The 23,906-nt window shown below is 38.1% G+C and carries 20 protein-coding genes; 12 read left to right on the top strand and 8 right to left on the bottom strand.

Annotated elements, in window-relative coordinates; translation table 11 throughout:
- Positions 1–25: 25 nt before the first annotated feature.
- Complete coding sequence (gene rplU / locus KK060_RS13230) at positions 26–334, bottom strand: 50S ribosomal protein L21 (RefSeq protein ID WP_254154219.1); 309 nt, start codon at positions 332–334, stop codon at positions 26–28.
- 409 nt (positions 335–743) lie between these two features.
- On the opposite strand from rplU, the gene KK060_RS13225 reads away from it, so the two are divergent.
- The 3 genes from KK060_RS13225 (at position 744) to KK060_RS25055 (ending at position 5,203) form a co-directional block, all read left to right on the top strand.
- Entirely contained in the window at positions 744–1,733 is a 990-nt protein-coding gene (locus KK060_RS13225) for a ribonucleotide-diphosphate reductase subunit beta (protein ID WP_254154218.1), read from the top strand.
- A gap of 52 nt (positions 1,734–1,785) precedes the next feature.
- On the top strand, positions 1,786–4,242 hold the full coding sequence (locus tag KK060_RS13220) for a ribonucleoside-diphosphate reductase subunit alpha (RefSeq protein WP_254154217.1): 2,457 nt from the start codon (positions 1,786–1,788) through the stop codon (positions 4,240–4,242).
- Positions 4,243–4,399: 157 nt separating this feature from the next.
- On the top strand, positions 4,400–5,203 hold the full coding sequence (locus KK060_RS25055; protein ID WP_302180073.1) for a LuxR C-terminal-related transcriptional regulator: 804 nt from the start codon (positions 4,400–4,402) through the stop codon (positions 5,201–5,203).
- 353 nt (positions 5,204–5,556) lie between these two features.
- Here the strand turns inward: KK060_RS25055 and KK060_RS13210 are convergent, their stop codons facing one another.
- The 4 genes from KK060_RS13210 to acs all read right to left on the bottom strand — a co-directional run bounded on the left by KK060_RS13210 (position 5,557) and on the right by acs (position 11,780).
- Positions 5,557–7,050: an MBOAT family O-acyltransferase gene (locus KK060_RS13210; RefSeq protein ID WP_254154216.1), complete on the bottom strand. Its 1,494-nt coding sequence runs from the start codon at positions 7,048–7,050 to the stop codon at positions 5,557–5,559.
- Complete coding sequence (locus tag KK060_RS13205) at positions 7,028–8,335, bottom strand: GDSL-type esterase/lipase family protein (RefSeq protein WP_254154215.1); 1,308 nt, start codon at positions 8,333–8,335, stop codon at positions 7,028–7,030. The genes KK060_RS13210 and KK060_RS13205 overlap by 23 nt, the downstream gene beginning before the upstream one ends.
- On the bottom strand, positions 8,307–9,677 hold the full coding sequence (locus KK060_RS13200) for an SGNH/GDSL hydrolase family protein (protein WP_254154214.1): 1,371 nt from the start codon (positions 9,675–9,677) through the stop codon (positions 8,307–8,309). Before KK060_RS13200 ends, KK060_RS13205 begins: the two co-directional genes overlap by 29 nt.
- A 183-nt stretch (positions 9,678–9,860) precedes the next feature.
- A complete protein-coding gene (acs, locus tag KK060_RS13195; RefSeq protein WP_302180074.1) occupies positions 9,861–11,780 on the bottom strand; it encodes an acetate--CoA ligase in 1,920 nt (639 codons plus the stop codon).
- A gap of 311 nt (positions 11,781–12,091) precedes the next feature.
- Between acs and KK060_RS13190 the strand changes: the two genes are divergently transcribed.
- Positions 12,092–12,892 (top strand): class I SAM-dependent methyltransferase, encoded by an 801-nt coding sequence (locus KK060_RS13190; RefSeq protein WP_254154212.1) that lies wholly within the window; start codon positions 12,092–12,094, stop codon positions 12,890–12,892.
- Between the two features lie 15 nt (positions 12,893–12,907).
- Here KK060_RS13190 and KK060_RS13185 read toward each other — a convergent pair whose 3' ends face one another.
- Positions 12,908–13,693: a ZIP family metal transporter gene (locus tag KK060_RS13185; protein ID WP_254154211.1), complete on the bottom strand. Its 786-nt coding sequence runs from the start codon at positions 13,691–13,693 to the stop codon at positions 12,908–12,910.
- 177 nt (positions 13,694–13,870) lie between these two features.
- Here KK060_RS13185 and ruvB point away from each other — a divergent pair, with 177 nt between their 5' ends.
- A complete protein-coding gene (gene ruvB / locus KK060_RS13180) occupies positions 13,871–14,905 on the top strand; it encodes a Holliday junction branch migration DNA helicase RuvB (RefSeq protein WP_254154210.1) in 1,035 nt (344 codons plus the stop codon).
- A gap of 33 nt (positions 14,906–14,938) precedes the next feature.
- On the opposite strand, the gene KK060_RS13175 is transcribed toward ruvB, so the two are convergent.
- Complete coding sequence (locus tag KK060_RS13175) at positions 14,939–15,358, bottom strand: nucleoside-diphosphate kinase (protein ID WP_254154209.1); 420 nt, start codon at positions 15,356–15,358, stop codon at positions 14,939–14,941.
- A 178-nt stretch (positions 15,359–15,536) separates the two neighbouring features.
- On the opposite strand from KK060_RS13175, the gene KK060_RS13170 reads away from it, so the two are divergent.
- From KK060_RS13170 to secDF, 7 genes are all read left to right on the top strand, one after another.
- Positions 15,537–16,550 (top strand): DHH family phosphoesterase, encoded by a 1,014-nt coding sequence (locus KK060_RS13170; RefSeq protein WP_254154208.1) that lies wholly within the window; start codon positions 15,537–15,539, stop codon positions 16,548–16,550.
- 54 nt (positions 16,551–16,604) lie between these two features.
- Positions 16,605–17,495, top strand: a complete 891-nt coding sequence (locus tag KK060_RS13165; RefSeq protein WP_254154207.1) for an FKBP-type peptidyl-prolyl cis-trans isomerase — start codon at positions 16,605–16,607, stop codon at positions 17,493–17,495.
- A 12-nt stretch (positions 17,496–17,507) separates the two neighbouring features.
- On the top strand, positions 17,508–18,380 hold the full coding sequence (locus KK060_RS13160) for an FKBP-type peptidyl-prolyl cis-trans isomerase (RefSeq protein ID WP_254154206.1): 873 nt from the start codon (positions 17,508–17,510) through the stop codon (positions 18,378–18,380).
- A complete protein-coding gene (gene rdgB / locus KK060_RS13155; protein WP_254154205.1) occupies positions 18,377–18,955 on the top strand; it encodes an RdgB/HAM1 family non-canonical purine NTP pyrophosphatase in 579 nt (192 codons plus the stop codon). The genes KK060_RS13160 and rdgB overlap by 4 nt, the downstream gene beginning before the upstream one ends.
- A 41-nt stretch (positions 18,956–18,996) precedes the next feature.
- A complete protein-coding gene (locus KK060_RS13150) occupies positions 18,997–19,635 on the top strand; it encodes a uridine kinase family protein (RefSeq protein ID WP_254154204.1) in 639 nt (212 codons plus the stop codon).
- Positions 19,636–19,686: 51 nt separating this feature from the next.
- Positions 19,687–20,019: a hypothetical protein gene (locus KK060_RS13145; protein ID WP_254154203.1), complete on the top strand. Its 333-nt coding sequence runs from the start codon at positions 19,687–19,689 to the stop codon at positions 20,017–20,019.
- A gap of 90 nt (positions 20,020–20,109) precedes the next feature.
- Positions 20,110–23,094 carry a protein translocase subunit SecDF gene (gene secDF / locus KK060_RS13140; protein WP_254154202.1) on the top strand — a complete coding sequence of 995 codons (2,985 nt, stop codon included), beginning with the start codon at positions 20,110–20,112 and terminating at the stop codon, positions 23,092–23,094.
- Positions 23,095–23,170: 76 nt separating this feature from the next.
- Here secDF and KK060_RS13135 read toward each other — a convergent pair whose 3' ends face one another.
- A complete protein-coding gene (locus tag KK060_RS13135; protein ID WP_254154201.1) occupies positions 23,171–23,446 on the bottom strand; it encodes a hypothetical protein in 276 nt (91 codons plus the stop codon).
- Positions 23,447–23,906 lie beyond the last annotated feature (460 nt).

Below are 23,906 nucleotides of genomic sequence, written 5' to 3'. Positions count from 1 at the left end.
GTAAGTTTCTTTTGTGTTACAATGATTATCCGATGCTTTCAATTTGCACTTTGGTGAATTGCTGGCGGTGGCCATTCTTCACCTGGTACCCTTTTCTTCTTTTCTTTTTAAAGACAATCACTTTGTTGCCTTTTACGTGTTCCAGAATCTTACCTGAAACCGTGATTCCATTAACAGTAGGGGCGCCAATACTCACGTTACCACCATCGTCAGTTAAAAGTACGTTATCGAATTTAACCGATGAACCTACTTCACCTTCTAACTTAGGGGCATAGATATATTGATCTTTAGCCACTTTGAACTGTTTTCCGGCAATGTTTACAATTGCGTACATAGCTTTTAAAAAATAGGACTGCAAAGGTATAAAAAGAATTGATTTTTCTGCACATCATCCTATAAATTTCACAAATAAGCAAATAACCGTCGTCTAAAATTTTTTTTTCAAAAACCAAGGTTCAACAAGGCGTAGTTGTAAACCATAACTAAAGCACATTAAACGGCTATTTTACAGTAACTTATCATCCACAAACAATTCACAAAGTTATCCACAATCTTTGAATTTAGCCCAGAAATGCTGTTTTTGATTTATGCGATTCGTTTTATTCTTTTGTAGACTTGACGGTGAATGAAACAGGGTTCTCTGTTCCAAAATCCCAAGATAAAACTTGAAAATTACCCCGGTTATATGCCTTTAAAAGGCAGTAACCTTTTTGATATTTTGGTTTAACCTTAAAAAATTAAAAATGAGCCACGCACCACTGGAAGAACCGATCCTTAAGGAGAACAAAGACCGCTTTGTCTTATTTCCTATTCAACAACATGATATATGGAAATTCTATAAACAGGCTGAAGCTAGCTTTTGGACAGCAGAGGAGATTGACTTGAGCCAGGACCTTCGCGACTGGGTGAACCTGAATGACGGTGAGCGCCATTTTATAACGCATGTATTGGCTTTCTTTGCAGCCAGTGATGGCATTGTTAACGAAAATCTTGCTGAGCATTTTGTTTCCGAAGTTCAATATACAGAGGCTAAATTCTTCTATGGCTTTCAAATTGCAATTGAAAACATTCACTCGGAAACTTATTCTTTACTGATTGATACGTATGTAAAAGATCCAAAAGAAAAGGACAGACTTTTTCACGCAATTGAAACAATGGATTGCGTAAAGAAGAAAGCGGATTGGGCTCTTCGCTGGATTTCACAAGGAAGTTTTCAGGAACGCTTAATTGCATTTGCAGCGGTTGAAGGTATTTTCTTCTCAGGATCTTTCTGCTCTATTTTCTGGTTAAAGAAGAGAGGACTTATGCCTGGACTAAGCTTCTCTAATGAATTAATCTCACGTGATGAAGGACTGCATTGTGACTTTGCATGTCATATTTATACACAGCATGTAGTTAACAAACTTCCTAAGGAACGTGTGATCGAGATCATTAAAGACGCAGTGGAAATAGAGAAGGATTTTGTAACAGATGCACTTCCGGTGAATCTGATTGGTATGAACGCGGGGCAAATGCGTCAGTACATTGAGTTTGTAGCAGATCGTCTTCTTAATGAACTTGTTGGCACAAAAGTTTACAATGCTACTAATCCATTCGACTTCATGGATATGATTTCATTAAGAGGTAAAACAAATTTCTTCGAGAAACGTGTAGCAGAGTATCAGAAAGCAGGAGTTATGAAGAGTACAGACAAAGAATCTGCTCCAAAGTTTTCACTAAACGAAGATTTTTAATACATTCAATCACTTTTTAAACTTTTCTTCAACAACAACCCTATCTACCAAAATGCTTGTAGTAAAACGTGACGGACACAGAGAATCAGTAAAGTTTGATAAGATCACTGCGCGAATAGAAAAACTTTGCTACGGTCTCGACCCGAAGTTCGTCAACCCAGTGGAAGTAGCCATGAAAGTTATTAATGGCTTGTATGATGGTGTTACAACTCAGGAACTTGATAACCTTGCAGCTGAGATTGCAGCTACAATGACTACACGTCATCCTGATTTTGCTAAGCTTGCCGCGCGTATTGCTGTGTCAAACCTGCATAAAACAACAAGCAAATCGTTTTCGAATACAATGAAGCGCTTATACCAGTATGTTGATCCCAAAACTGGTCAGAATGCCCCATTAATTTCGAAAGAGACATGGAAAGTTATCAAGGAACATGCTGCCGCGATTGATGAAGCTATAATCTACGATCGTGACTTCAGTTACGATTATTTCGGCTTTAAAACACTTGAGCGCTCTTACCTGATGAAGATAGATGGTAAAACAGTAGAGCGTCCTCAACATATGCTTATGCGTGTTGCTGTAGGTATACATGGCGAGGATATTTCTGCAGCTATTGAAACTTATAATTTAATGTCAGAGAAGTGGTTTACGCATGCCACTCCTACATTATTCAATGCCGGAACTCCAAAACCTCAGTTATCATCTTGCTTCCTGTTAACCATGAAGGATGATAGCATTGATGGTATTTACGATACTTTAAAACAATGCGCTAAGATCTCCCAATCAGCGGGAGGTATCGGCTTAAGCATTCATAACGTTCGTGCAAAAGGTTCATACATCAAGGGTACAGGTGGAACATCCAATGGTATTGTACCGATGTTAAGAAACTTTGACATGACAGCGCGTTACGTTGATCAGGGTGGTGGAAAAAGAAAAGGAAGCTTTGCTATTTATCTTGAGCCATGGCATGCTGATATTTTCGAATTCCTTGAGTTGAAGAAAAACCATGGTAAGGAGGAGATGCGCGCACGTGATCTGTTCTACGCTATGTGGATTTCAGATCTGTTCATGCAGCGTGTAGAAAACAATGAAATGTGGTCTCTCTTCTGCCCTAATGAAGCTCCTGGGTTAGCTGATGTTTGGGGTGAAGAGTTTGAACGTTTATACACTAAATATGAAAGTGAAGGAAGATTCCGCAGACAAGTAAAAGCGCAAGACCTTTGGTTTGAAATTCTTGAAGCACAAATTGAAACAGGAACTCCTTATATTCTTTACAAAGACGCAGCTAACAGAAAGTCGAATCAGAAAAATCTGGGTACTATCAAGTCAAGTAACTTGTGTACTGAGATTATTGAATACACTGCACCTGATGAAGTTGCTGTTTGTAACCTTGCTTCTATCGCTTTACCTAAGTTCGTAACAGAAGATGGTAAATTCGATCATCAGAAGTTGTATGAAATTACAAAAGTAGCAACACGCAACCTGAATAAGGTAATTGATGTTAATTACTATCCGGTAGAGGAGGCTAAGAAATCTAATTTACGTCACCGCCCTATCGGTCTTGGTGTTCAGGGATTAGCTGATGCATTTATTATGCTTCGTATGCCTTTCGATAGCCCAGAGGCACGTGGATTAAATAAAGATATTTTTGAAACGATATACTTCGCTGCCATGGAAGCTTCTATGGAGATTGCGAAAGTTCAGGGACCATATGAAACCTTTAAAGGTTCTCCTGTTTCTAAAGGTATATTCCAGTTTGATATGTGGGGCATAACACCTACATCAGGAAGATGGAACTGGGAACAACTGAAGAAAGACGTTAAGCAATATGGTGTTCGTAACTCTTTACTTGTTGCGCCAATGCCGACAGCTTCTACATCTCAGATATTAGGAAACAACGAATGTTTTGAACCTTATACTTCAAACATTTATACACGCAGAACCTTGTCAGGAGAGTTTATTGTAGCAAACAAACATCTCATGAAAGATCTTATCCAATTAGGGTTGTGGAATGAAACAATGAGACAAAAGCTGATAGCTACAAATGGATCTGTGCAGGCTATTCCTGAGATTCCTCAACACATTAAGGATATTTATAAAACCGTTTGGGAGATTTCTCAAAAGGCTATTATTGATATGTCTGCTGACCGCGGCGCATATATCTGCCAGTCACAAAGCTTAAATATTCACCTTACTGATCCTAACTTTGGTAAGTTAACTTCTATGCACTTCTATGCATGGAAGAAAGGTTTAAAAACTGGTATGTATTATCTGCGTACAAACGCAGCAGCTGATGCTATTAAGTTTACACTTGATAAAACAGCTATTCAGCAACCAGCAGCTGTTAAAGTAGAAAACACAGTTCATGCAACTACTGTAGAACCTGTATCTGTAGTAAATGAAGCTCAGCAAACATTGCATTATGAACGCGCCAATGAATATGACCAAAAGCGTTCTGACATGGCCTGCTCTCTGGATAACCCAGATGCATGTGAAGCTTGCGGAAGCTAATCTTACTTCTTTATAAAATGTTTAAGAGCCTGACAACTGTTGTCAGGCTCTTTTTTATCTATAATCTTACAAGCGTAGCCCTCGTCTTCATTAGATCTTTCTAATTTCGCCACATTCTACTATTTTCCGTTATTATAAATCGATGCCTTTTAGTTAAATGGCCAGTCCAGTTACCGATATAGCCTATTACAGAACGTTATTAACCAAAACGTTAAAAGAAGGCTTTCTTCGGGAAAAAAACGTTTCTCCTATAGACCGCCAGGTTCTTATTGAACGTTATCAGGCATTAATAAATAATATCAATGGTTTTATCGTAGTCAGTAACTATACCACAGGACAATACGAGTATATCAGTGATGGTATTAAACACCATCTGGGTTATGATGTTAGCAATTATACCATCGAAGAGTTAACCAATCTTATCCTGTCCATTATTCACGAGAAACAACGTGAATTTATGCTTACCTCGTTATTTCCGATAATTTTAAAGTATCTGAAAGACAATTCTTCTGAAGTAAGAGGGACTGATTATAGGTATTCATGCTCATTTAAAATGAGAAACATAAAAGGCGCCTATTACTGGTATCTCGTTGATACCGCTGTTATAGAAGAAGATGAGAATGGTTACCCGATTAGAACTTTAATTACTTGTACTAATATCCATCAGTTCAAGAAAGACGAGATTATATACTATAATATTCTGAAAAAGAATAAAGAAGGAATGTACGAGGTGATGCTTGAGGGCGTAGAAGACAATAACAAGGATGAATATCAGCTTACCCCCCGAGAAATTCAAATTATTAATTTAATAAGCCGAGGCTTTTCTAATAAAGAAATCGCTGACAGGCTTTTTATAAGTTTAAATACTATAAAAACTCATCGCAAAAACGTACTCAAAAAGACGCAATGTAAGGGCACAGCAGAACTAACGAATTTTGCTTTTAGTCGCGGGCTCCTTTAAACTTTCCTTGTCATTCTGATTATTAAATTCGAATTCGTGTAACCTTTCCTAAAAGAACGCCTTAAAGAACAAATAAGCAGGTTTATCCTGGACGCAATAAAGTGTATTTGATAACCTCTCTATCCCGATATCACCTCAAGTGGGTATTGCTTTAAGGTTTCATTTCCAAGAACTTTGGGAAAATTTGATTAATACAAATTACCGATATTTTTACCCTCTCGCGATTCCCATCAGGTTATTCTTTTAAGCATAATTCTAGATGGGAATTTTGCTTTATAGATTGAATGTCCACGTCGATCCTCTACCATTTTGTCATCCACTTTACAGGTATAACTTTTATAAAACCGGTATTTCTAAAACTGAAAATAAATAAAAGGCTGTATGCCTGCAGATTTAGTTTGAATCACAATTAGAATAATGGAAAGCATAAAAGCGGCTTTGTATAGAAGTGGTGATTCGGTCAATTTCTCCTGCAGTAAAAATTCGAAGTCTCTTGGCATAAAATGCATTACGTATCCAATAATCATTAGTACAAACACTGCTTTATAACCTACCACAAATTCGAAGAATATCTCGGGACTTAAATGATGTGTTATCTGTTTTATTATATCCATGGCTACCGGCATAGATGAAGCCCTGAAAAATATCCAACAGAAACAAACAAAATGAAATGTGATTATGGTATTAATGATGACAGAGGTTTTTCGAGGAGAAACTGCCTCCTCTTTATCTCTATCTTCTTCAGTCCAGCCTCTGAAAAGTTTATGAACAATGAGTGCTATGCCATGAAGAGCACCCCAAATTATAAATCTCCAGGAAGCACCATGCCACAATCCACCCAACACCATTGTAATCATTTGGTTCAGGTACGCTGTCAATTTTCCTTTTCTATTACCACCTAATGAGATATAAAGATAATCTCGTAACCAACTTGAGAGAGAGATATGCCATCGCCTCCAAAACTCTGTAATATTTCTTGATTGGTAGGGCGAATCAAAATTGATTGGGAAATGAAAACCTAATAGCAGCGCTATGCCAATTGCCATATCGGAATATCCTGAGAAATCGCAATAAATTTGAAGCGCATATCCATAAACGGCAAATAGGTTTTCTATTCCAGAATACAGAGAGGGGGCATCAAATACCCTATCAATAAAATTAATGCTTATATAATCCGATATAACAGCTTTTTTAAAAAGACCGCAACCAATAAGGAAAACAGCTCGGCCGAACATCTGCTCTGTTACCACCGTAGGCCTATACATTTGCGGAATAAAGTCTGATGCTCTTACGATTGGCCCCGCGACAAGTTGAGGGAAAAAAGAAACAAAGAATGCATAATCAAGAATGTTATCTACCGGTTTAAGATTTCCCCGGTATACATCGATAGTATAACTTAGAGATTGGAATGTAAAGAAGGAAACACCTACCGGAAGAAAAATATCCAACGGTTGAAACTCTGTATTGCTATTCCAGAAAAAAGATTCGTATAAAAAGTTCGTGTACTTAAAGTAACCCAGCATTCCCAGGTTCACAAGTAACGTAACGGCTATATAAAACTTTCGCTCAAATTTTTCTTTTGATTGATGGATCCAGTGTGCAAGTGTGTAATCTATTACTGTTGCAAATACAAGCAGTATAAAGTAACCGCCGCTGGACTTGTAGTAGAAGTACAAGGAAAAGAGAGTTACAAAAGTGAGTTTAGGGCGGTAGGTATGCGAAATGTTTTTATATACAAACAGAAATGCTGTAAATAAAAACAGAAAGAAACCGCTGTTAAAAATTAACGGCTCAGCAGGATTATAAACAAACTGCTTTAAGAGCTTATGGATGTCGAAGTGGAACATATTGATTATAGCTCTTCATTAATGCGTTAAAAAATAAATTTCCCTGGTACTCATATCCTTCCTTTGTAAAATGTACACCATCTGCCCGAAGTAAACCTGCCCTTCGCCATATTGCTGCGGCGTTACTTCCTCCTAACGCTTTGTACATATCATAAAAAGCCAAGCCGTTTTCCACCGCGTAGGTTATAATCTGCTCCCTGATTAACCCAATGCCGGGGTTAGGCTTAATCTTTTGCCTGAAAGCATCGGGCGGCGTTACTAATATAAATTTGGCAGAAGGATTCGCTGACCGAAGCGAAGAGATTAACTTATCAATGTGCTGTAAAAAGTTTTTATCTAGGTAAGGATAATCCATCGACTCATTGGTTCCCAGAGAGATTATGAATACCTGAGGTTCGAGAGCAGAAGTTTGCTTGCTGAAATAGGGCGCTGCATTGTAATGACTATATTTTGCTCCATTTACTCCTATTGCATGATATAACACACCATTTTTCCCGTTTTCTAAATTAATTCCAAATATAGTAGCATGATTCTGTGATGGATTAGACTGGTAAGTTTCAATGATAACTCCACTAACGGTATCCGTAAGAATTACCTGTGAATGATTCACGAACGGTTCGGACCGAAATGAATTAATAAAACCAATTACATGGTTAGCAGTGTCTCTTATGGAGAAGTCGAAACTATTGTAGTCCTTCTTGAAAAATAACGTTAGGGTTTTAAATGAATAGTCGAGCCATAGGTCATTCATGTATACTTCTAACTTCGACTTAGGAAGACCAGTTTCAATTGTTATTCCTCCTACACCAATAGGCAAGGGTTGATCAAGCTGTGTAATTCTTTTTGAATCCCATTTGGTATTAGACCTTGATATAATATTAAATGGTTCGTTTGTTCCTGCTACCCGAGCAGGAACTACCAATCCTCTTCCTGCATTCCCAAAATTTTTCTGAAAGTTTCGTCTAACGATAGTAGTAAGAAAATCTGCCTGAATATGTGAGTCCCCAATGTGTATAATACTGATCTTTCTGTTTCCTGATATTTTTTGATTGTACAGGTCTTCAAAAAAATCTTCTAAATAAGCTGCGTTATGAATTACGTTGTCATCCTCCTTTTCTAACCCATACGACTTATATGTAAACTCAATAAGGTGCTGTGCACAGGTCAACGAGGCACTGATTAGCAATAGTACTATTGTAAACGAGAGGTGCATCGTACGAGCGACTCGTATTCTTCTACCAGAGTTTGTTCCAATTTTATTTTTTCCTCTTTCTCCGCGTTTCATACTTCTCATCAGCATACAACAAACTCTTAACAAGTTCACTTGCCAGTTTCTTTCCACCTTTAAAAGTGAGATGCGTATAGTCTTTTGCAGCGAGCGGGGGACGTGATTGAGCAAACTTTACCATACTATTTTCTCCTCCCATGGCTTCATACATGTCCCAGAACGCAATCTTTGTTCTCTGCGCAATTTCACGTTGCGCATTTCTCATTGCAGGTATAGCATTCATTGTCTGAAAGCGGCCCGTTTTATTACTGCTTCTATCGCTTACACTCAATAACAAAAAGCTGCTTTTTGGATATGCTCTCTTCAACTTGTTAACAACCTCCACCATCCTCTTCGTATAGGCTCTGTAATTCAATGTATCTTCAATTACCCCGTTTAGGCCAAACTGAAGTATTACGAGTTTATAATCGCGATATTTACTAAAGCTTGTAAGGATCCTATCACTCATGCCTTTAAGGCTTATTCCTGAATTACCACGAAGCGAGAAATTATCAACGTAAATCCCATCCTGTCCTTCAAAGGCAGCGCCATAAAGCCTTAAACTATCATGGGGATAAAATTCAAACTTTATTGATTTTATATTCTTCCCTACATGCGTCCACTCTTGCAAAGTTGCCGAGTTCTTTAACTCAGCGATATGAAGGGTGGTATCCCTATCAATAGTATACTGCACAGCAGCTTCATCGAAATTACGATAAAAAAGCTTGATTGTATTAAACTCCCGTAAGTACCGTTGCTTTGAAACCTTATACTCCACCCAGTTTCCATTCTGTGGTACGAAACAGTAACCGCTCGGTCCTATTTCCAAGGTAGAATCTCTGCGTGAGATAAGTGAAGCAGTTTGCCAGTTATCAAAAGCATGCTTTATTGTATTTCGAAAACCAGTAACTGTTGAAGTAATCGGGACATAGCCAACTCCACGCCCACCAAATAAGGTTTGCAGAGTATCGCGAAAGCTGCCGCAAAACACATCTCCTTCAATAAATGAATCCCCATAAAAGGCAATGCGAAGTTTCTTCTTCGTTTTTTTGGTTTCGCTTAAAGCTCTGAAAAAAGCTTTTAATGCGGTTGAGTCACCACTGTAATCTTCAATACAGGTAATACCAGGCTTACAATGTTCTTCTACCAGCTTTACAACTGAATCCTGCTTTACCTTAATTGAATCCTGAATGGCCTTATAAAAGTTATCCTTTTGGTAGGTTTTGATATCTGATAAGAGATCGACTTTTTTAAATTGAAGCGGCCCAACTGAAAACTCGGGAATGATGTAAAGAAACAGCAATGCTCCTATGAGCATCATGCATAATTGAAAGGATTGGTGGATTTGTTTCTTACTCATTTAAACAAAAATGAAATTGCTACTGCAACTTCATTAAATACAAAGCGACAATAATGACTTTTAAATAATTTTACAAAAGTAATAGCTCGGCCCTGTGCCAAAGGGCAAATGTAAGATATAAGGAGAAAAACTTTATTGAATTGGAATACTACTACTCTTCTGTTTTGCTAATTAATCGTGAAATTATAAAGCACCTGCTTTAATCTCATCGACTACTGCCGGATCAAGCAACGTCGATGTATCACCTAGATTGGAGGTATCACCTTCAGCAACCTTTCTCAAAATTCTGCGCATAATTTTTCCTGACCTTGTTTTAGGAAGTCCACTTACAAACTGAATTTTATCGGGCTTGGCAATAGGGCCTATAATTTTGGACACTGTTTCTTTAATCTCAGCTCTTAATTTTTCTACATCCGTAGGCTGGTCGTAGCAAGTTACAAAAGCATAAATACCCTGGCCTTTGATGTCGTGAGGGAAGCCTACCACCGCCGTCTCGCATACGGAAGTATGTTCGTCAATCGCACTTTCAATCTCGGCAGTCCCGAGATTATGTCCGGAAACAATAATAATATCGTCTACTCTGCCGGTAATCCTGTAGTAACCATCCTGATCCCGCTTGCAGCCGTCTCCTGTAAAATACTTCCCTGGGAATGACGAGAAATAAGTCTCCTTAAACCGTTGATGGTCTCCGTAAATGGTGCGTGCCATAGACGGCCAGGGAAACTTGATCGTTAATCTTCCTTCAACGTTATTGCCCTGAATTTCCAATCCACCTTCGTTCATAATTGCTGGTTGTATACCAGGCAAAGGAAGTGTAGCATGTGCAGGTTTGAGAGGAGTAACATTTGCAATTGGAGTGATCATAAATCCACCAGTCTCAGTTTGCCACCATGTATCTATAATAGGGCATTTCCCTTTTCCAATATTTTTATCGTACCAATGCCATGCTTCTTCATTTATTGGCTCTCCTACCGAACCTAAAACCTTTAATGAAGAGAGGTCATGCTTCTCAACAAAATGTGATGGAGCTTGTTGCAGTGATCTGATAGCAGTTGGTGCTGTATAAAAAATATTTACTCTATGCCTTTCTATTACCTGCCAAAATCTTCCCCAATCTGGCCAGGATGGTACGCCTTCAAACATTACAGTGGTAGCTCCTACAGATAAAGGTCCGTAAATAATATATGAGTGACCTGTTATCCATCCAACGTCAGCTGTGCACCAATAAACCTGGCCCTCTTTATATTGGAAAGCAGTTTTAAAAGTGTAAGCTGTATAAACCATATAGCCGCCGCATGTATGTACCATGCCTTTTGGTTTACCGGTAGACCCTGAGGTATACAGAATGAATAACATATCCTCGGCATCCATCTCCTCTGCTGCGCATTCCGCATTTACTTTCTCAATCTCTTCTTTCCAAGGCAAATCTCGCCCTGCTTTCATTGGCGGATTAGTCTTTGTATGTTCGAAAACAATTACCCGACTTACATTCGGGCATTTTTCCAGCGCTTCATCAATAATACCTTTTAAGTTAATTGTCTTTTCACCCCGGTATCCTCCATCAGCAGTGACAACAATTTCACAACCTGCATCTGTTATCCGATCTATCAAAGATTTAGCTGAAAAACCCGCAAAGACAACAGAATGTACTGCCCCAATTCGGGCACAAGCCAGCACTGTAAATGCTAACTCTGGAATCATAGGCAAATAAATGCATACTCTATCGCCCTTCTTTACGCCCTGCGCTTTAAGCATGTTAGCAGTTCTGCAAACTTCTCTGTGTAATTCCTGGTAAGAAATCTTCCTTGCTTCGTTCTTTGGGTTGTTTGGTTCCCAAATAATGGCGGTTTGATTGGCTCGTGTACTTAAGTGTCTATCAATGCAGTTTTCAGTAACATTTAACTTTCCTCCTGTAAACCACTTAACTTCTGGTTTATAGAAATCCCACTCCAAAACTTTATTCCATTTTTTTCTCCATTGAAACTGCTCAGCGATAGATGCCCAAAATTCTTCTGGGTGTTCTATGCTATGCTTATACTGTTGTTGATAGTCATTAAATGTTTGGATAAGGCTCATGGTAATGCGTCTTGAAATTGTAAACAAGTGTGTTAAAGTTGAATCGTTTTTTGAGAAAATCAAATAGATTTTTAAAGTGTGTTCGTACACAATAACAATAATAGTTGCCCTGCGGACGACTGACGTAATTATAATGACTGAGGACTAAAGTCTATTTTAACTGATTACTAGAAAAAGGAATAGTCCAATTAAAGAAAGGTTAATCCTTTTATAGGATTCGAATCTGAAATATGTCAACATTTTGCTATCTTCCTAACAACATTTACTTGTTGTGCGGTGTTAGGTTAGCAGGGCGCCGCTAAAATCTAAGCTTAATTTCATTTTTATTATTGATAGTTATGGGTGTTCCTTTTGACCATATAGCATCAGCTTATAATTCCGCATTTTCCAATGGTGCGATTAACCAACTTCAACGTAAACGTCTATGGCACTATGTTGAGGAGATTATACCTGAATTAAGTGGCTTTGAAATGCTTGAACTAAACTTTGGGTCAGGTGAGGATGCCGTTTTATTTGGAGAACGAGGGTTTAATATAGTAGCAACAGATATAGGGTGCGAAACGCTAAAATTAACTGATAAGAAAGCAGAACAATTCTCCATGCAGCACAGTATCAGTGCCCGTTATCTTGATCTTGAAACATTAGATGAGACGCTGTTTGATAAAAAATTTGATCTTATTTTTTCAAATTTCGGTGGGTTGAATTGTATTAATCCAACATCCTTAAAAACGCTTATTCAAAAAATACCTTCAATTTTAAATCCAGGAGGTCGCTTTATTGCGGTGGTGATGCCCAGGATTTGCATTTGGGAAACCATGTTCTTCGGACTGCGACTACAATTTAAAAAGGCATTTAGAAGACTATTATCAACCAGAACAGATTCTGATTTCGAAGAACCAGATTTTAAAACATGGTATTATAGTCCATCCCAAATTAAAGGCTTGTCTAAAAAGTATTTTACTCCACGAGCGGTAAGACCCATTGGGATTGCCCTTCCTTCATCTCTTCTTGAAGAGTTCTTTTCATTAAGGAAGAAATTATTATTTAAGCTCAACAAAATTGAGAGGACGGCTAACCTTTCATTCCTTTCAGGAGTATCCGATTATTTTGTAATAGACCTGCAGCTTAAGGTTAGTTGACGTCATTGGTTTTAATTACAGTATGATTTCTACTCCTATTGCAACCAATGCTCCGAAGATTGCCACTGTTAACTTTCGAACATTAAACCGGTGTTCCGGGCTGCTTTCAAACACTATGGTCGTTGAAATGTGAAGAAAGTTGCCTGAGACTAATGCATATAAATAAACAAGGGCAGAAGCCGACAAAATGTTATTATCGCTTAAATAGCTGCTGATTAGCAAGCCCATTGGAGCAGCTATAGAGAAAATAAACAGATATGGCAGTGCTTTTCTTTTAGTGCCTAAAGAGTAAGTTAAAACCGTCATTAAAGCAAAAGCAGCCGGTGCTCTATGTAAAGCAATACCTAATAATATTGCGTTAAAATCATAACCGGCGTGGTCATGGGAAGCAGGCTGGGCGAGCATACTTCCTTCTAAAAAAGCGTGAATACATAATGCTAACAGTAGAACAAGGGCAGATACGGGCTCTTGTGAATGTGTGTGCGAATGCCTGTCATCTACTATGTCATGCGGTTGATGTATATGGGCTGCATGCAAATGACCGTGTTCTATACCTGAAGTAAAATATTCAAGAAGTTGCTGAAGAAAGAAGCCAGCTAGCACAAAAATGCCTATGAACTCCAAGGCACTCGAATTTCTATATAACTCAGGTAAAATATGAATAACGGTAATTGCAAAAAGATATGAACCTGCAAATACTAAAAGCAACTTGAAATTTGTGCTTTTCCCTTTCGGAACAAGAAATATGAGCAAACCGGATAGCAATGGCGCAAAAAAAAGCACCAACAGTTTAGTAGTCATGAATTAATTTTGTGTCTTAATTTCCAATCCGGAGTTAAAGCTCATTATGCAACAAAGTTGTATCCGGGGCCGGCAAATTTATAGAATTTGGCTTAAATGCAACAATGTTGTAAAAAGAACTACTGCTTTTCGTTTAATAATTTAATTGAATCAGTACTTTCGTAGATTAGTTTTATTATGAGAGAAGATTATTTGCAGGGCGATGGAGAAGGGTTAAGTGCTACCGAAAAGGAATTTGAAAAGGCTCTGCGGCCTCTTTCTTTTGGTGATTTTACAGGGCAGCAAAAGGTAGTGGATAATATCAAAGTATTTGTTCAGGCAGCAAAACGGAGAAGTGAACCTTTAGATCATGTTTTATTGCATGGCCCCCCGGGACTTGGCAAGACGACGTTGTCTCACATTATTGCCAATGAATTAGAATCAAATATAAAGATTACATCAGGGCCGGTATTGGATAAGCCAAGTGACCTCGCAGGACTATTAACTAATCTTGAATCTCACGATGTTTTATTTATTGATGAAATTCATAGGCTTAATCCTATCGTTGAGGAGTACTTATACTCTGCGATGGAAGACTTTCGAATAGATATCATGTTGGATTCTGGACCTAATGCAAGATCAGTTCAAATTAGTCTTAACCCTTTTACATTAATTGGTGCTACAACTCGAGCAGGACTGCTTACTTCTCCGCTACGGGCAAGGTTTGGAATTAATGCACGACTTGAATATTACGATGCGCAGCTATTGACAACTATCGTAAAAAGGTCGGCGGCGATATTGAATACTCCTATTGTAGATGATGCTGCCTTTGAAATAGCACGAAGAAGCAGAGGAACACCACGTATTTCGAACAATCTGCTTAGAAGGACGCGAGACTTTGCTCAAATAAAGGGCGACGGTACAATAACTAAGGCTATAGCACAAATGGCTCTAAAAGCACTGGACGTGGATGAGAACGGCCTTGATGAAATGGATAATCGCATTCTTTCAACAATCATTGAAAAATTTAAAGGTGGTCCAGTGGGTCTAACCACAATAGCTACGGCCGTAGGAGAGGAAGCGGAGACAATAGAAGAAGTGTATGAGCCTTTCTTAATTCAAGAGGGATATATTAAACGCACTTCTCGTGGAAGAGAAACTACCGAAAGAGCATATAAACATTTAAAGCTTGTCCCTCCGGCTTCAAAATCGCGTGGTCTTTTTGATGTATAAGCACAGGATGTTTAATTCCTGTGCTCGAATTAATTAAAATTTCTCGAAATTTGAGAAGAAGAAGTTTCCTTCTATCTCCGCATTGCCATCACTGTCAGAACCATGAATTGCATTTGCCTCAATTGATTTGGCAAATAAATTTCTAATTGTACCTGGTTCAGCTTTTTTAGGATCTGTTGCTCCGATAAGTTTTCTAAAATCTTCAACCGCATTGGCCTTTTCCAAGATCATAGGAACAATAGGTCCTGAAGACATATAGGCACACAAATCCTTATAGAAAGGACGCTCTTTATGTACTGCGTAAAATTGCCCAGCAAGTTCTTGTGTAAGTTGTGTTTTCTTTAAAGCAACAATACGAAATCCTGCCTCTTCAATTAGCTTTGTAATTGCACCAACATTATTTGCTACAACCGCATCAGGTTTAATCATTGTAAAGGTTCTGTTTCCTGCCATAGTGACGTTCTTAGTTTTTTGTTTGATCGGCGGCAAAAATAACAGATTACTGCTAGTCTTTAAGCTGGGCTAGAAACATTTCGTAACTATCTTTAAATGTTAATATTCTACGCCGCTACTAGTTCTTGTGCAACAATGACTATTTTTCACCATTTTTGCCCCCTGCTTTATACCAACTATGCAAAACATTCAGGGTTTTAAGGAATTGATAAGTTCACCAAAAAAAGTGGTTATTCTAACTCACTTTAAACCTGATGCAGACGCCTTAGGATCGTCTTTAGGTTTAGCAGGCTATCTTAAAAAGCGACACCATACAGTCAAAGTTATTACGCCCAGTGACTATCCTGAATTCTTAACCTGGATGCCCGGAAATAACGATGTCTTGATCTTTCAAAAAGATCGTCCGGCAATCGCTGAAGGGTATATTAATAATGCCGATGTTATTTTCTGCCTTGACTTTTCAAGTTTAAAACGAATAAATGAACTTGGAGAAATGGTGGCTAAATCGGCGGCTATAAAAGTATTGGTAGATCATCATTTAGAACCAGAAAGCTTTGCCCATTATGAGCAATGGGATACAAGTGCTGCCTCTACTGCTGAATTAGTATATGATTTAATACGTGAAGTAGGAGATGAAGCGTTAATTGACAGCGATATTTCGAATTGTTTATACGCGGGTCTAATGACTGATACGGGTAGCTTTCGTCATCCGAACACCACACACAAAGTTTTTCAAGTGGCTTCGGCGTTGGTGGCGAAAGGAGCAGATCCTTCAAAAGTTTCTAAATTAATATATGATACCAACTCTCTTGAACGACTTCGTTTAATGGGGTTTGTACTTAGTGAAAAACTTCAGGTATTACCTGAATACAGAACGGCATACATTACACTTTCGACAGAAGACCTTAAAAAATTCGGCTCACAAACAGGAGATACGGAAGGACTTGTGAATTATGGACTATCCATAAAAAATATAAAGTTATCTGTTATGATTTCTGATCGAAAGGAAAACATTAAATTATCACTACGCTCTTTGGGAGATTTTTCTGTTAATGAAATGGCACGAAAGCATTTCGATGGTGGCGGTCATAAAAACGCAGCTGGTGGCCAAACTACTTTAACATTAGATCAAACTGTGAAAAAGTTTTTGGATCTCCTTCCCAACTATAAGGAGGAATTACTTAAGGATTAATTTTAAAATCATTTACAACTTTTTACCTAATAACATTGTCTAAACTAAACTAACATGATTAAGCATCTTAATTCCCTACTCGTTGCGTTATTAATACTCGTTGCAGCGTGTAGTAGCAATGAAAAAGAAACCCCTAATGGGCTAAAGTATAAAATTATTAAAGCTGGAAATGGAGATCAACCTAAGAAAGATCAGATCGTTGTATTTGATTATGTGTTAAAAGATAGCAAGGATTCCGTTTGGTCTAATACCTACGAAGACGGCATGTCTGCAGCAACTATGATTGGCGATTCCTCACGTTTGGCTTCTGAAGATGGAATGACTCAGATGTTTCGTGAACTTAGAAAAGGTGATAGTGTTACCACTACAATGACCGTAGTTAATTTCTTTAAAAACTTTGTAAAAGCTCCAATTCCGCCTCAAGTTGATTCTACAAGATCCATCACATATACCATTTCCGTTAGTGAAATAACATCTTTGGATGAATACAATAAAATGCGTGAATCGCAGTTTGTAAAGCGTGAGGCGAAAGTGCTGAAAAGAGACACGGAGAGTATCAGCAGTTATTTGAAGGAGAATAGCCTCACTTCACAACAAGACACAAGTGGTTTACAATATATCATTCATAGTAATGGTGGAGGCGTAAAACCTACTGTAGATAATTGTGTTGAAGTAAAATACACAGGAAGATTTTTAAAATCAGGGGAGATCTTCGACAAAGCAGACCGTATTGCTTTTCCTCTTAATGGTGTAATTGCAGGATGGAAGCTAGGCATTCCGTTGCTTGGTAAAGGAGATTCTGCAACCTTATTTATTCCGTCTAAACTTGCATACGGTCCTCAAGGTTACCCTGGTGCAATACCTCCTGATGCAGTATTGATTTTTAACGTAACACTGCTGGATGTAAAAAAAGAATTTGACCAGCAAACACGTACATGTAAATAATTTACTTTAAATATGAAACTTAACCACACTATTCTTTCAATTTTCTTTGCTTCTGTATCTATACTTTCATGTATGGATGACGAGGATCCTAATGCACAGTTAAACTCGGAGATAAAGCAGATTGATTCTTATCTTGCTACCAGTGGACTTTCTGACGAAGCCTTTTTTGATAATAGTAGTGGCATTCGATTTATTGTTAATAATCAAGGGCAATATCCGCCAGCACATTCTGGTCAAAAAGTAAAGCTTTCATATAGCACCTCGTTGTTTTCAGATCGTACCGTAATAAGCTCGAGTGTTATTGAAGAGGTTGCTGAAAAGATCCAGCCTCAAGGATTGGCTTATGCAGTAAGCGCTCTTCTCGGCGGATCTTCAGGAACCTTTTATGTTCCCTCGAAATACGCATACGGAGCTACGGGAGCAACAAATATTCCTGCAAATTCAACGATTATCTTTACCATTAGTTCGATATCGGTGCAAAAAACTTCTGTAGAGCAAGCTCAATTCGATCTTGACACTGCTGCAATCCATACTTTCGTTAAGGCTAATGATCCAGATGCAATGATGCTTCCAAGTGGGGTTTGGTATAAGATAACACAACCAGGTAGCGGACCAAGACCTACTCCATACAGCACAATTTCTTTCGATTATACCTTAAAAGCGCTTGCTTCTCCAAATACTACCATTCAACAGAGCACATTATCAAACTACGGAATCTTTGGGCTGATTGATGGTTTAAAAGTGGGGTTACCGCAAATTACTCAAGGAAGTAAAGTAACTTTTTATATTCCTTCAGGTTTGGGTTATGGCCCTAATGGTGCAACTGGAATTGCGAAGAATGCAAACTTGATTTTTGAAATAAACTTAACCAATGTAGCTAAGTGAGAAAGATCTGTTTTGCTACAAACAATCAACATAAAGTAACGGAAGTCTGGCAACTATTAAAGCCAGACTTTCTTATTTTATCCCTAAAGGATATTCAGTGTTTCGAAGAATTACCTGAAACAAAAGATACACTCGAAGCAAACGCACTACAAAAAGCAGAATATGTTTTGAATAATTACAAAACACCATGCTTTGCTGATGATTCAGGACTTGAAGTTTATGCGCTTAACAATGAGCCCGGTGTTTATTCTGCCCGATATGCTGGCTTGCAAAGAAGCAGTGACGACAATATGAACCTTCTACTTGAAAAGCTAAAGAATGTTAAAGACAGAAGGGCACGTTTTAGAAGCATTATTGCATTGATTGGTCTGGGAGAGACACAACTATTTGAAGGAATAATAGAAGGTGAGATAATGTACGAACGAAAGGGAACAGGTGGTTTTGGGTATGATCCTATCTTTAAACCCTTACATTCTACTAAAACTTTTGCTGAAATGACCTTAGAAGAAAAAAATGCTCTCAGCCACCGGGCGATAGCAGTTGGAAAACTTGTAGATTATTTAGGGAAACTTTAATAACCTTCCTATTCCAATAGTTAATTTTGTGTTTTACGTTTATGCAGAAACCATATACTATTGGCATTACCGGGGGTAGCGGATCCGGAAAAACCTATTTCATTAACACACTTGCAAGCCGGTTTCAGCAGGATGAGTTGTGCCTCATTTCCCAAGATCATTATTACAAAGCGCTGGACCTTCAGATAATAGATGAAAACGGCGTAGAAAACTTTGATTTGCCAACGGCCATTGAACGAGAGCGGTTCCATGAGGATATTATGAAGTTGAAGCGTGGCGAAGGCTTAAAGATCAAAGAATACACCTTTAACAACCCTGGCTCTTCACCCCGTTACATTGAGTTTAAACCAGCACCTATCCTTATTATCGAAGGACTGTTCGTTCAATATTTTGAAGAAATATCATCGGAGTTGGATCTTAAGATATTTATTGAGGCTAAAGATTACATTAAATTAAGCAGGAGAATCAGACGTGACAATGACGAGCGTGGTTATGATGTACATGATGTTCTTTACAGATATCAACACCATGTAATGCCGATCTATGAAACTATCATAAAGCCGTTGAAGCATCATACTGATCTTATTATTCCAAATAATCATAATTTCGAAAAGGCTTTAGATTTATTAACCTTATCCTTAAAAGGCATCCTTGAAAGTATGAAGGCCGCTTCCCACTAGTTTTTTCAATTTTGTACATTGATCCTATTTAGCTACTTTTGTAGCCTTCTAATGAAAAAGAAAATACAAACCGCCACTCTTCTCTTTGGCTTAGTGCTAGCCTTAGTAATCGGGTGTGCTCATATTTTCAATTTCCAGCCAACAATTAACAATAAGCAAGTTAAAACCGAGCAGAAGAAATCGGAACAATCAGAGAGTATTTCTGTTTCCTCTATTTCACTTCCGACGTCAAATACTGTTAGTCTGCACTTTGATCTCTATTACATTTTTGAAATTGTATCAGAAATAGAGATTCCCGACTTTGAATTTGATAAGCTTAGCATTCAACCGCAAAAGCTCTTCCGAACACTATTCAGTGTTATTATATCACCTAATGCGCCCTAGTTAGTAAGATTTCGACTATTGAAGTTGAAGTAATCACTATTGCCTTATTTACAAGTAACCAATTTAATTCCAATAACCATTTTTTAATTTATGAGAAACAAAGGATTTGTCGCCTTCCTTACGGTGATCGTGTCTTTATGGGTCTTGTATATTCTCTCGTTTTCAATTGTTTCGAGAGGTGTACAAAAAGACGCAACGAAGTTTGCAACAGCTGCTGATGGAACTGTTGACCCCATTAAAAAACAGACTTATTTAGATTCTGTATGGAACAAGCCCGTTTATAATTTCCTAGGTCTAAGACAATTTACCTATAAGGAAGTTAAGAATAATGAAATCAGCTTAGGACTTGATCTTCAAGGTGGAATGCATGTTACCCTTGAAGTTTCCCCAGTAGATATTATTCGTGGTTTAAGTAACAACAGCCAGGATTCTGCTTTTGTAAGAGCCTTGAATAAAGCGACTGCTCGCTCTAAAAACAGTCAACAAAGCTTTAGCTCTTTGTTTTTTGATGCGTACCGCACGGATAATCCAGGAAAGAAACTTGCTCCTCTTTTTGCTACAGCTTCTACAAGAGGTAGAATCAGTTTGAATGCAAGTGACAGTGAAGTAATTTCTATTGTAGAGCAAGAGATTGAAAGTGCCATTGACCGTTCTTTTACTATTTTAAGGAATCGTATTGACCAATTCGGTACGTCTCAGCCTAACATTCAACGCCTCCAGGGAACCGGAAGGATACAAGTAGAAATACCAGGTGCTGAGAATCCACAACGTGTAAGAAAATTATTGCAAGGCGTAGCGAAGCTTGAGTTTTGGGATGTTGTTGAAGTCAATACATTGAATAATTCGCTCATTTCTATTAACCAATTACTTGTAAATGAGCAGAAGCAGAAGACCAATTCAGGTGAAGCAAAAAAAGAAAACAAGTCTTTAGAGAACCTTTTGTCGTCTGACTCCATTAAACGTGACAGTGCGGCATCTTCTCTTGAACAAAGTCTTGCAAATGCTGCTGATAGCAGTGCACAAGGATTAGATTCTCTTCAGAATCTTGAAATTTCACCTCTTTTCTCTTTAAGTACACCTCAAGGGTCTTTTAGATATGATTTAAAAGACACAGCTACCATCAATAAGATCTTTAGAAGAGATGATGTACGCAACCGTCTTCCCAGAAACGTTGGTGTTTATTGGGCTAACAAAGAAGACAAGTACAACTCAAGAGATGTAAATGAAGAACCGAAGCTTCAACTTTACTTCCTTGACTTAGGAAGAAACGGAAAAGCAAGGTTAACAGGCGAGGTAATAACAAACGCAACTAATGACCTGGATGATAAGGCGCAACCTGCTGTGAGCATGAGAATGAATGCCACAGGTACAAGAATTTGGGCTAAGTGGACATCAGAAGCAGCACAGAAGAGAAGTCGTATTGCAATTGTTCTCGATAATCTTGTTTACTCTGCTCCATTTGTAAATTCTGAAATACCTAATGGTAACTCTCAAATCTCAGGTAATTTTACTACTGAAGAAGCTAAAGATTTAGCAAACATTTTAAAAGCAGGTTCTTTACCTGCACCTACTAAAATTGTTGAAGAAGCTGTTGTAGGGCCTACATTAGGGGCTGAGTCTATTCAGAACGGTTTAATTTCAATTGTTGTAGGCTTTATCATTATTATTCTTTTCATGGTTGTTACTTACAACTCATCTGGATGGGTAGCTGATGCAGCTGTTGTGTTAAACTTATTCTTCCTGCTTGGTGTACTTGCATCTTTAAATGCAGCATTAACATTACCTGGTATCGCAGGTATCCTTCTTTCACTGGCTATTGCAGTTGATGCAAACGTACTTATCAATGAAAGGGTTAAGGAAGATTTAAATGAGGGTAAGCCTTTGAGCCTTGCTGTTACTAATGGTTATAAGAATGCATTTTCAGCAATTATTGACTCGAATGTAACTACATTAATTAAAGGTTTTGTACTTCTTGCTTTTGGTTCAGGTCTAATCTATGGTTTCGCGGTAACGCTTATTATTGGTATTCTTTGCTCTTTATTCACCTCTGTTCTCTTTACCCGTTTAATTTTCGAGTTCTTCACTAAGAGAGGTAAGACAATTAATTTCTCGTTTGCGTGGTCAAGAAATCTTTTTAGAAGCATCAATATTGATTTCATTGGTAAGCGCAGAATGTTTTATACTATCTCTGGTCTTATTGTCATCGCTGGTTTGGTATCTCTTGGGATCAAAGGATTGAATTACGGTGTAGATTTTAAAGGTGGTCGAACTTATATTGTTCAATTAGACAAATCTGTTGCATCAGAGGATTTAAGAGCTACATTGGGAGAATCTTTTGGTTCAGCACCAGAAGTAAAAACCTATGGGTTCAATAATAAGTATCAGATTACGACAGGTTATTTGATTGATGATGACTCAGAGGAGGCTACTAACAATGCGGAACTCAAACTTAAGGAAGGCTTGAACAAGTTTTCTGATAAAGCAACTGTATTAAGTTCTACCAAAGTAGGACCAACAGTTGCCAGCGATATCCGACTCTCCGCAATATACGCTTTAGGAATTGCCATGGGATTGATGTTCTTATACATATTAATCCGTTTCAGAAAATGGCAATTTGCAGCAGGTACGATGGTTAGTTTGCTTCATACTGTTCTTGTAGTGGTTTCTGTATTTACATTACTTGAGGACATAATGCCTTTTGCACTTGAGATAGACCAGTCATTTGTCGCGGCTATCCTTACCGTTATTGGTTATTCAATAAACGACAGTGTAGTTGTGTTCGACCGTGTTAGGGAATTCTTGACAGGTATGAAAAGTGGTGAGAGCACACCAACTGTTATTAACAATGCATTAAATGATACGTTAAGTCGCACGTTAATTACGGGTATGTCTACCATATTTGTAATCATCATCCTCTTCATTTTTGGAGGTGAAACGATTAAAGGATTTACGTTTGCCATGTTAATTGGTGTGCTTGTAGGTACTTATTCATCGTTATGTATCGGAACACCGGTTCTGGTAGACTTTTCAGAGCGTTCGGCTTCAAAGAAAAAACTGGAGCCAGCTAAAGCATAAGCTCCATATGTTTAAAGAATTAAAAGGGCTGCGTTTGCAGCCCTTTTTTATTTAACTCTCATTTATTATTAAAGTACTAAGTGTGAGGTTCAAACTTTATAGCATTATCCCTTACGTTCTGGTGCTGATTTATATAAGTAGTAAGTCCCTTACCTTGCTCGGCAAGTCTTTTCATTTCATTAATATGTTTCGTGTCTATTACTTTGTCGTGATACACATAAATCTCTTCTTCACTGCCGTTGAACATGACTACAATAAAACCGTCGCCAATTGCATAACGTTGTATCCCCGCATTCTTATTCAGAGCATTATATGATTTCCATTGAATATTATCACCACTAAACTCATCCATACTGATAACTATTTATTTTAAACAGCATGATAAAATCATGCCCCGTCGCACTTCTTGATGAATAGAAGAATTATTCACTTTTAGCGACTGATACGCTGCCTTGAAAATCAGCTCTCAACTGTTTGATCACTAATCACTTTCTATTTGGCACCGAGGTTATTCTTTATCAGGTGCTGCCATCAAAAACAAGATTCTCAAGTAGTTGGTGATAAAGATAGGCGAGACTTACTCTTATCCTGGTACTATCAAACACTGGTGGGTTGACTGCTCTGGTTTTCAGGATTGGAAGGTGAGTTAAATTTTAATTCCTGGGACCTATGGATTTCTATTCTATTCCATCAAGTTAATTCTGTTTTGTGACCAGCCGGGCCAGCTACGAAACAAAAAAGCCTTGCAGAGGATATCTGCAAGGCTTATGTAATAAAGATAGGCGACGACTTACTCTCCCAGGTGTTATCCT

Source organism: Chryseosolibacter indicum, assembly GCF_018598585.1.
Taxonomy (GTDB): Bacteria; Bacteroidota; Bacteroidia; order Cytophagales; family Cyclobacteriaceae; genus Chryseosolibacter; species Chryseosolibacter indicus.
Note: the sequence above shows the minus strand (reverse complement) of the source record. Positions and strands in the feature narration are given on the sequence as shown.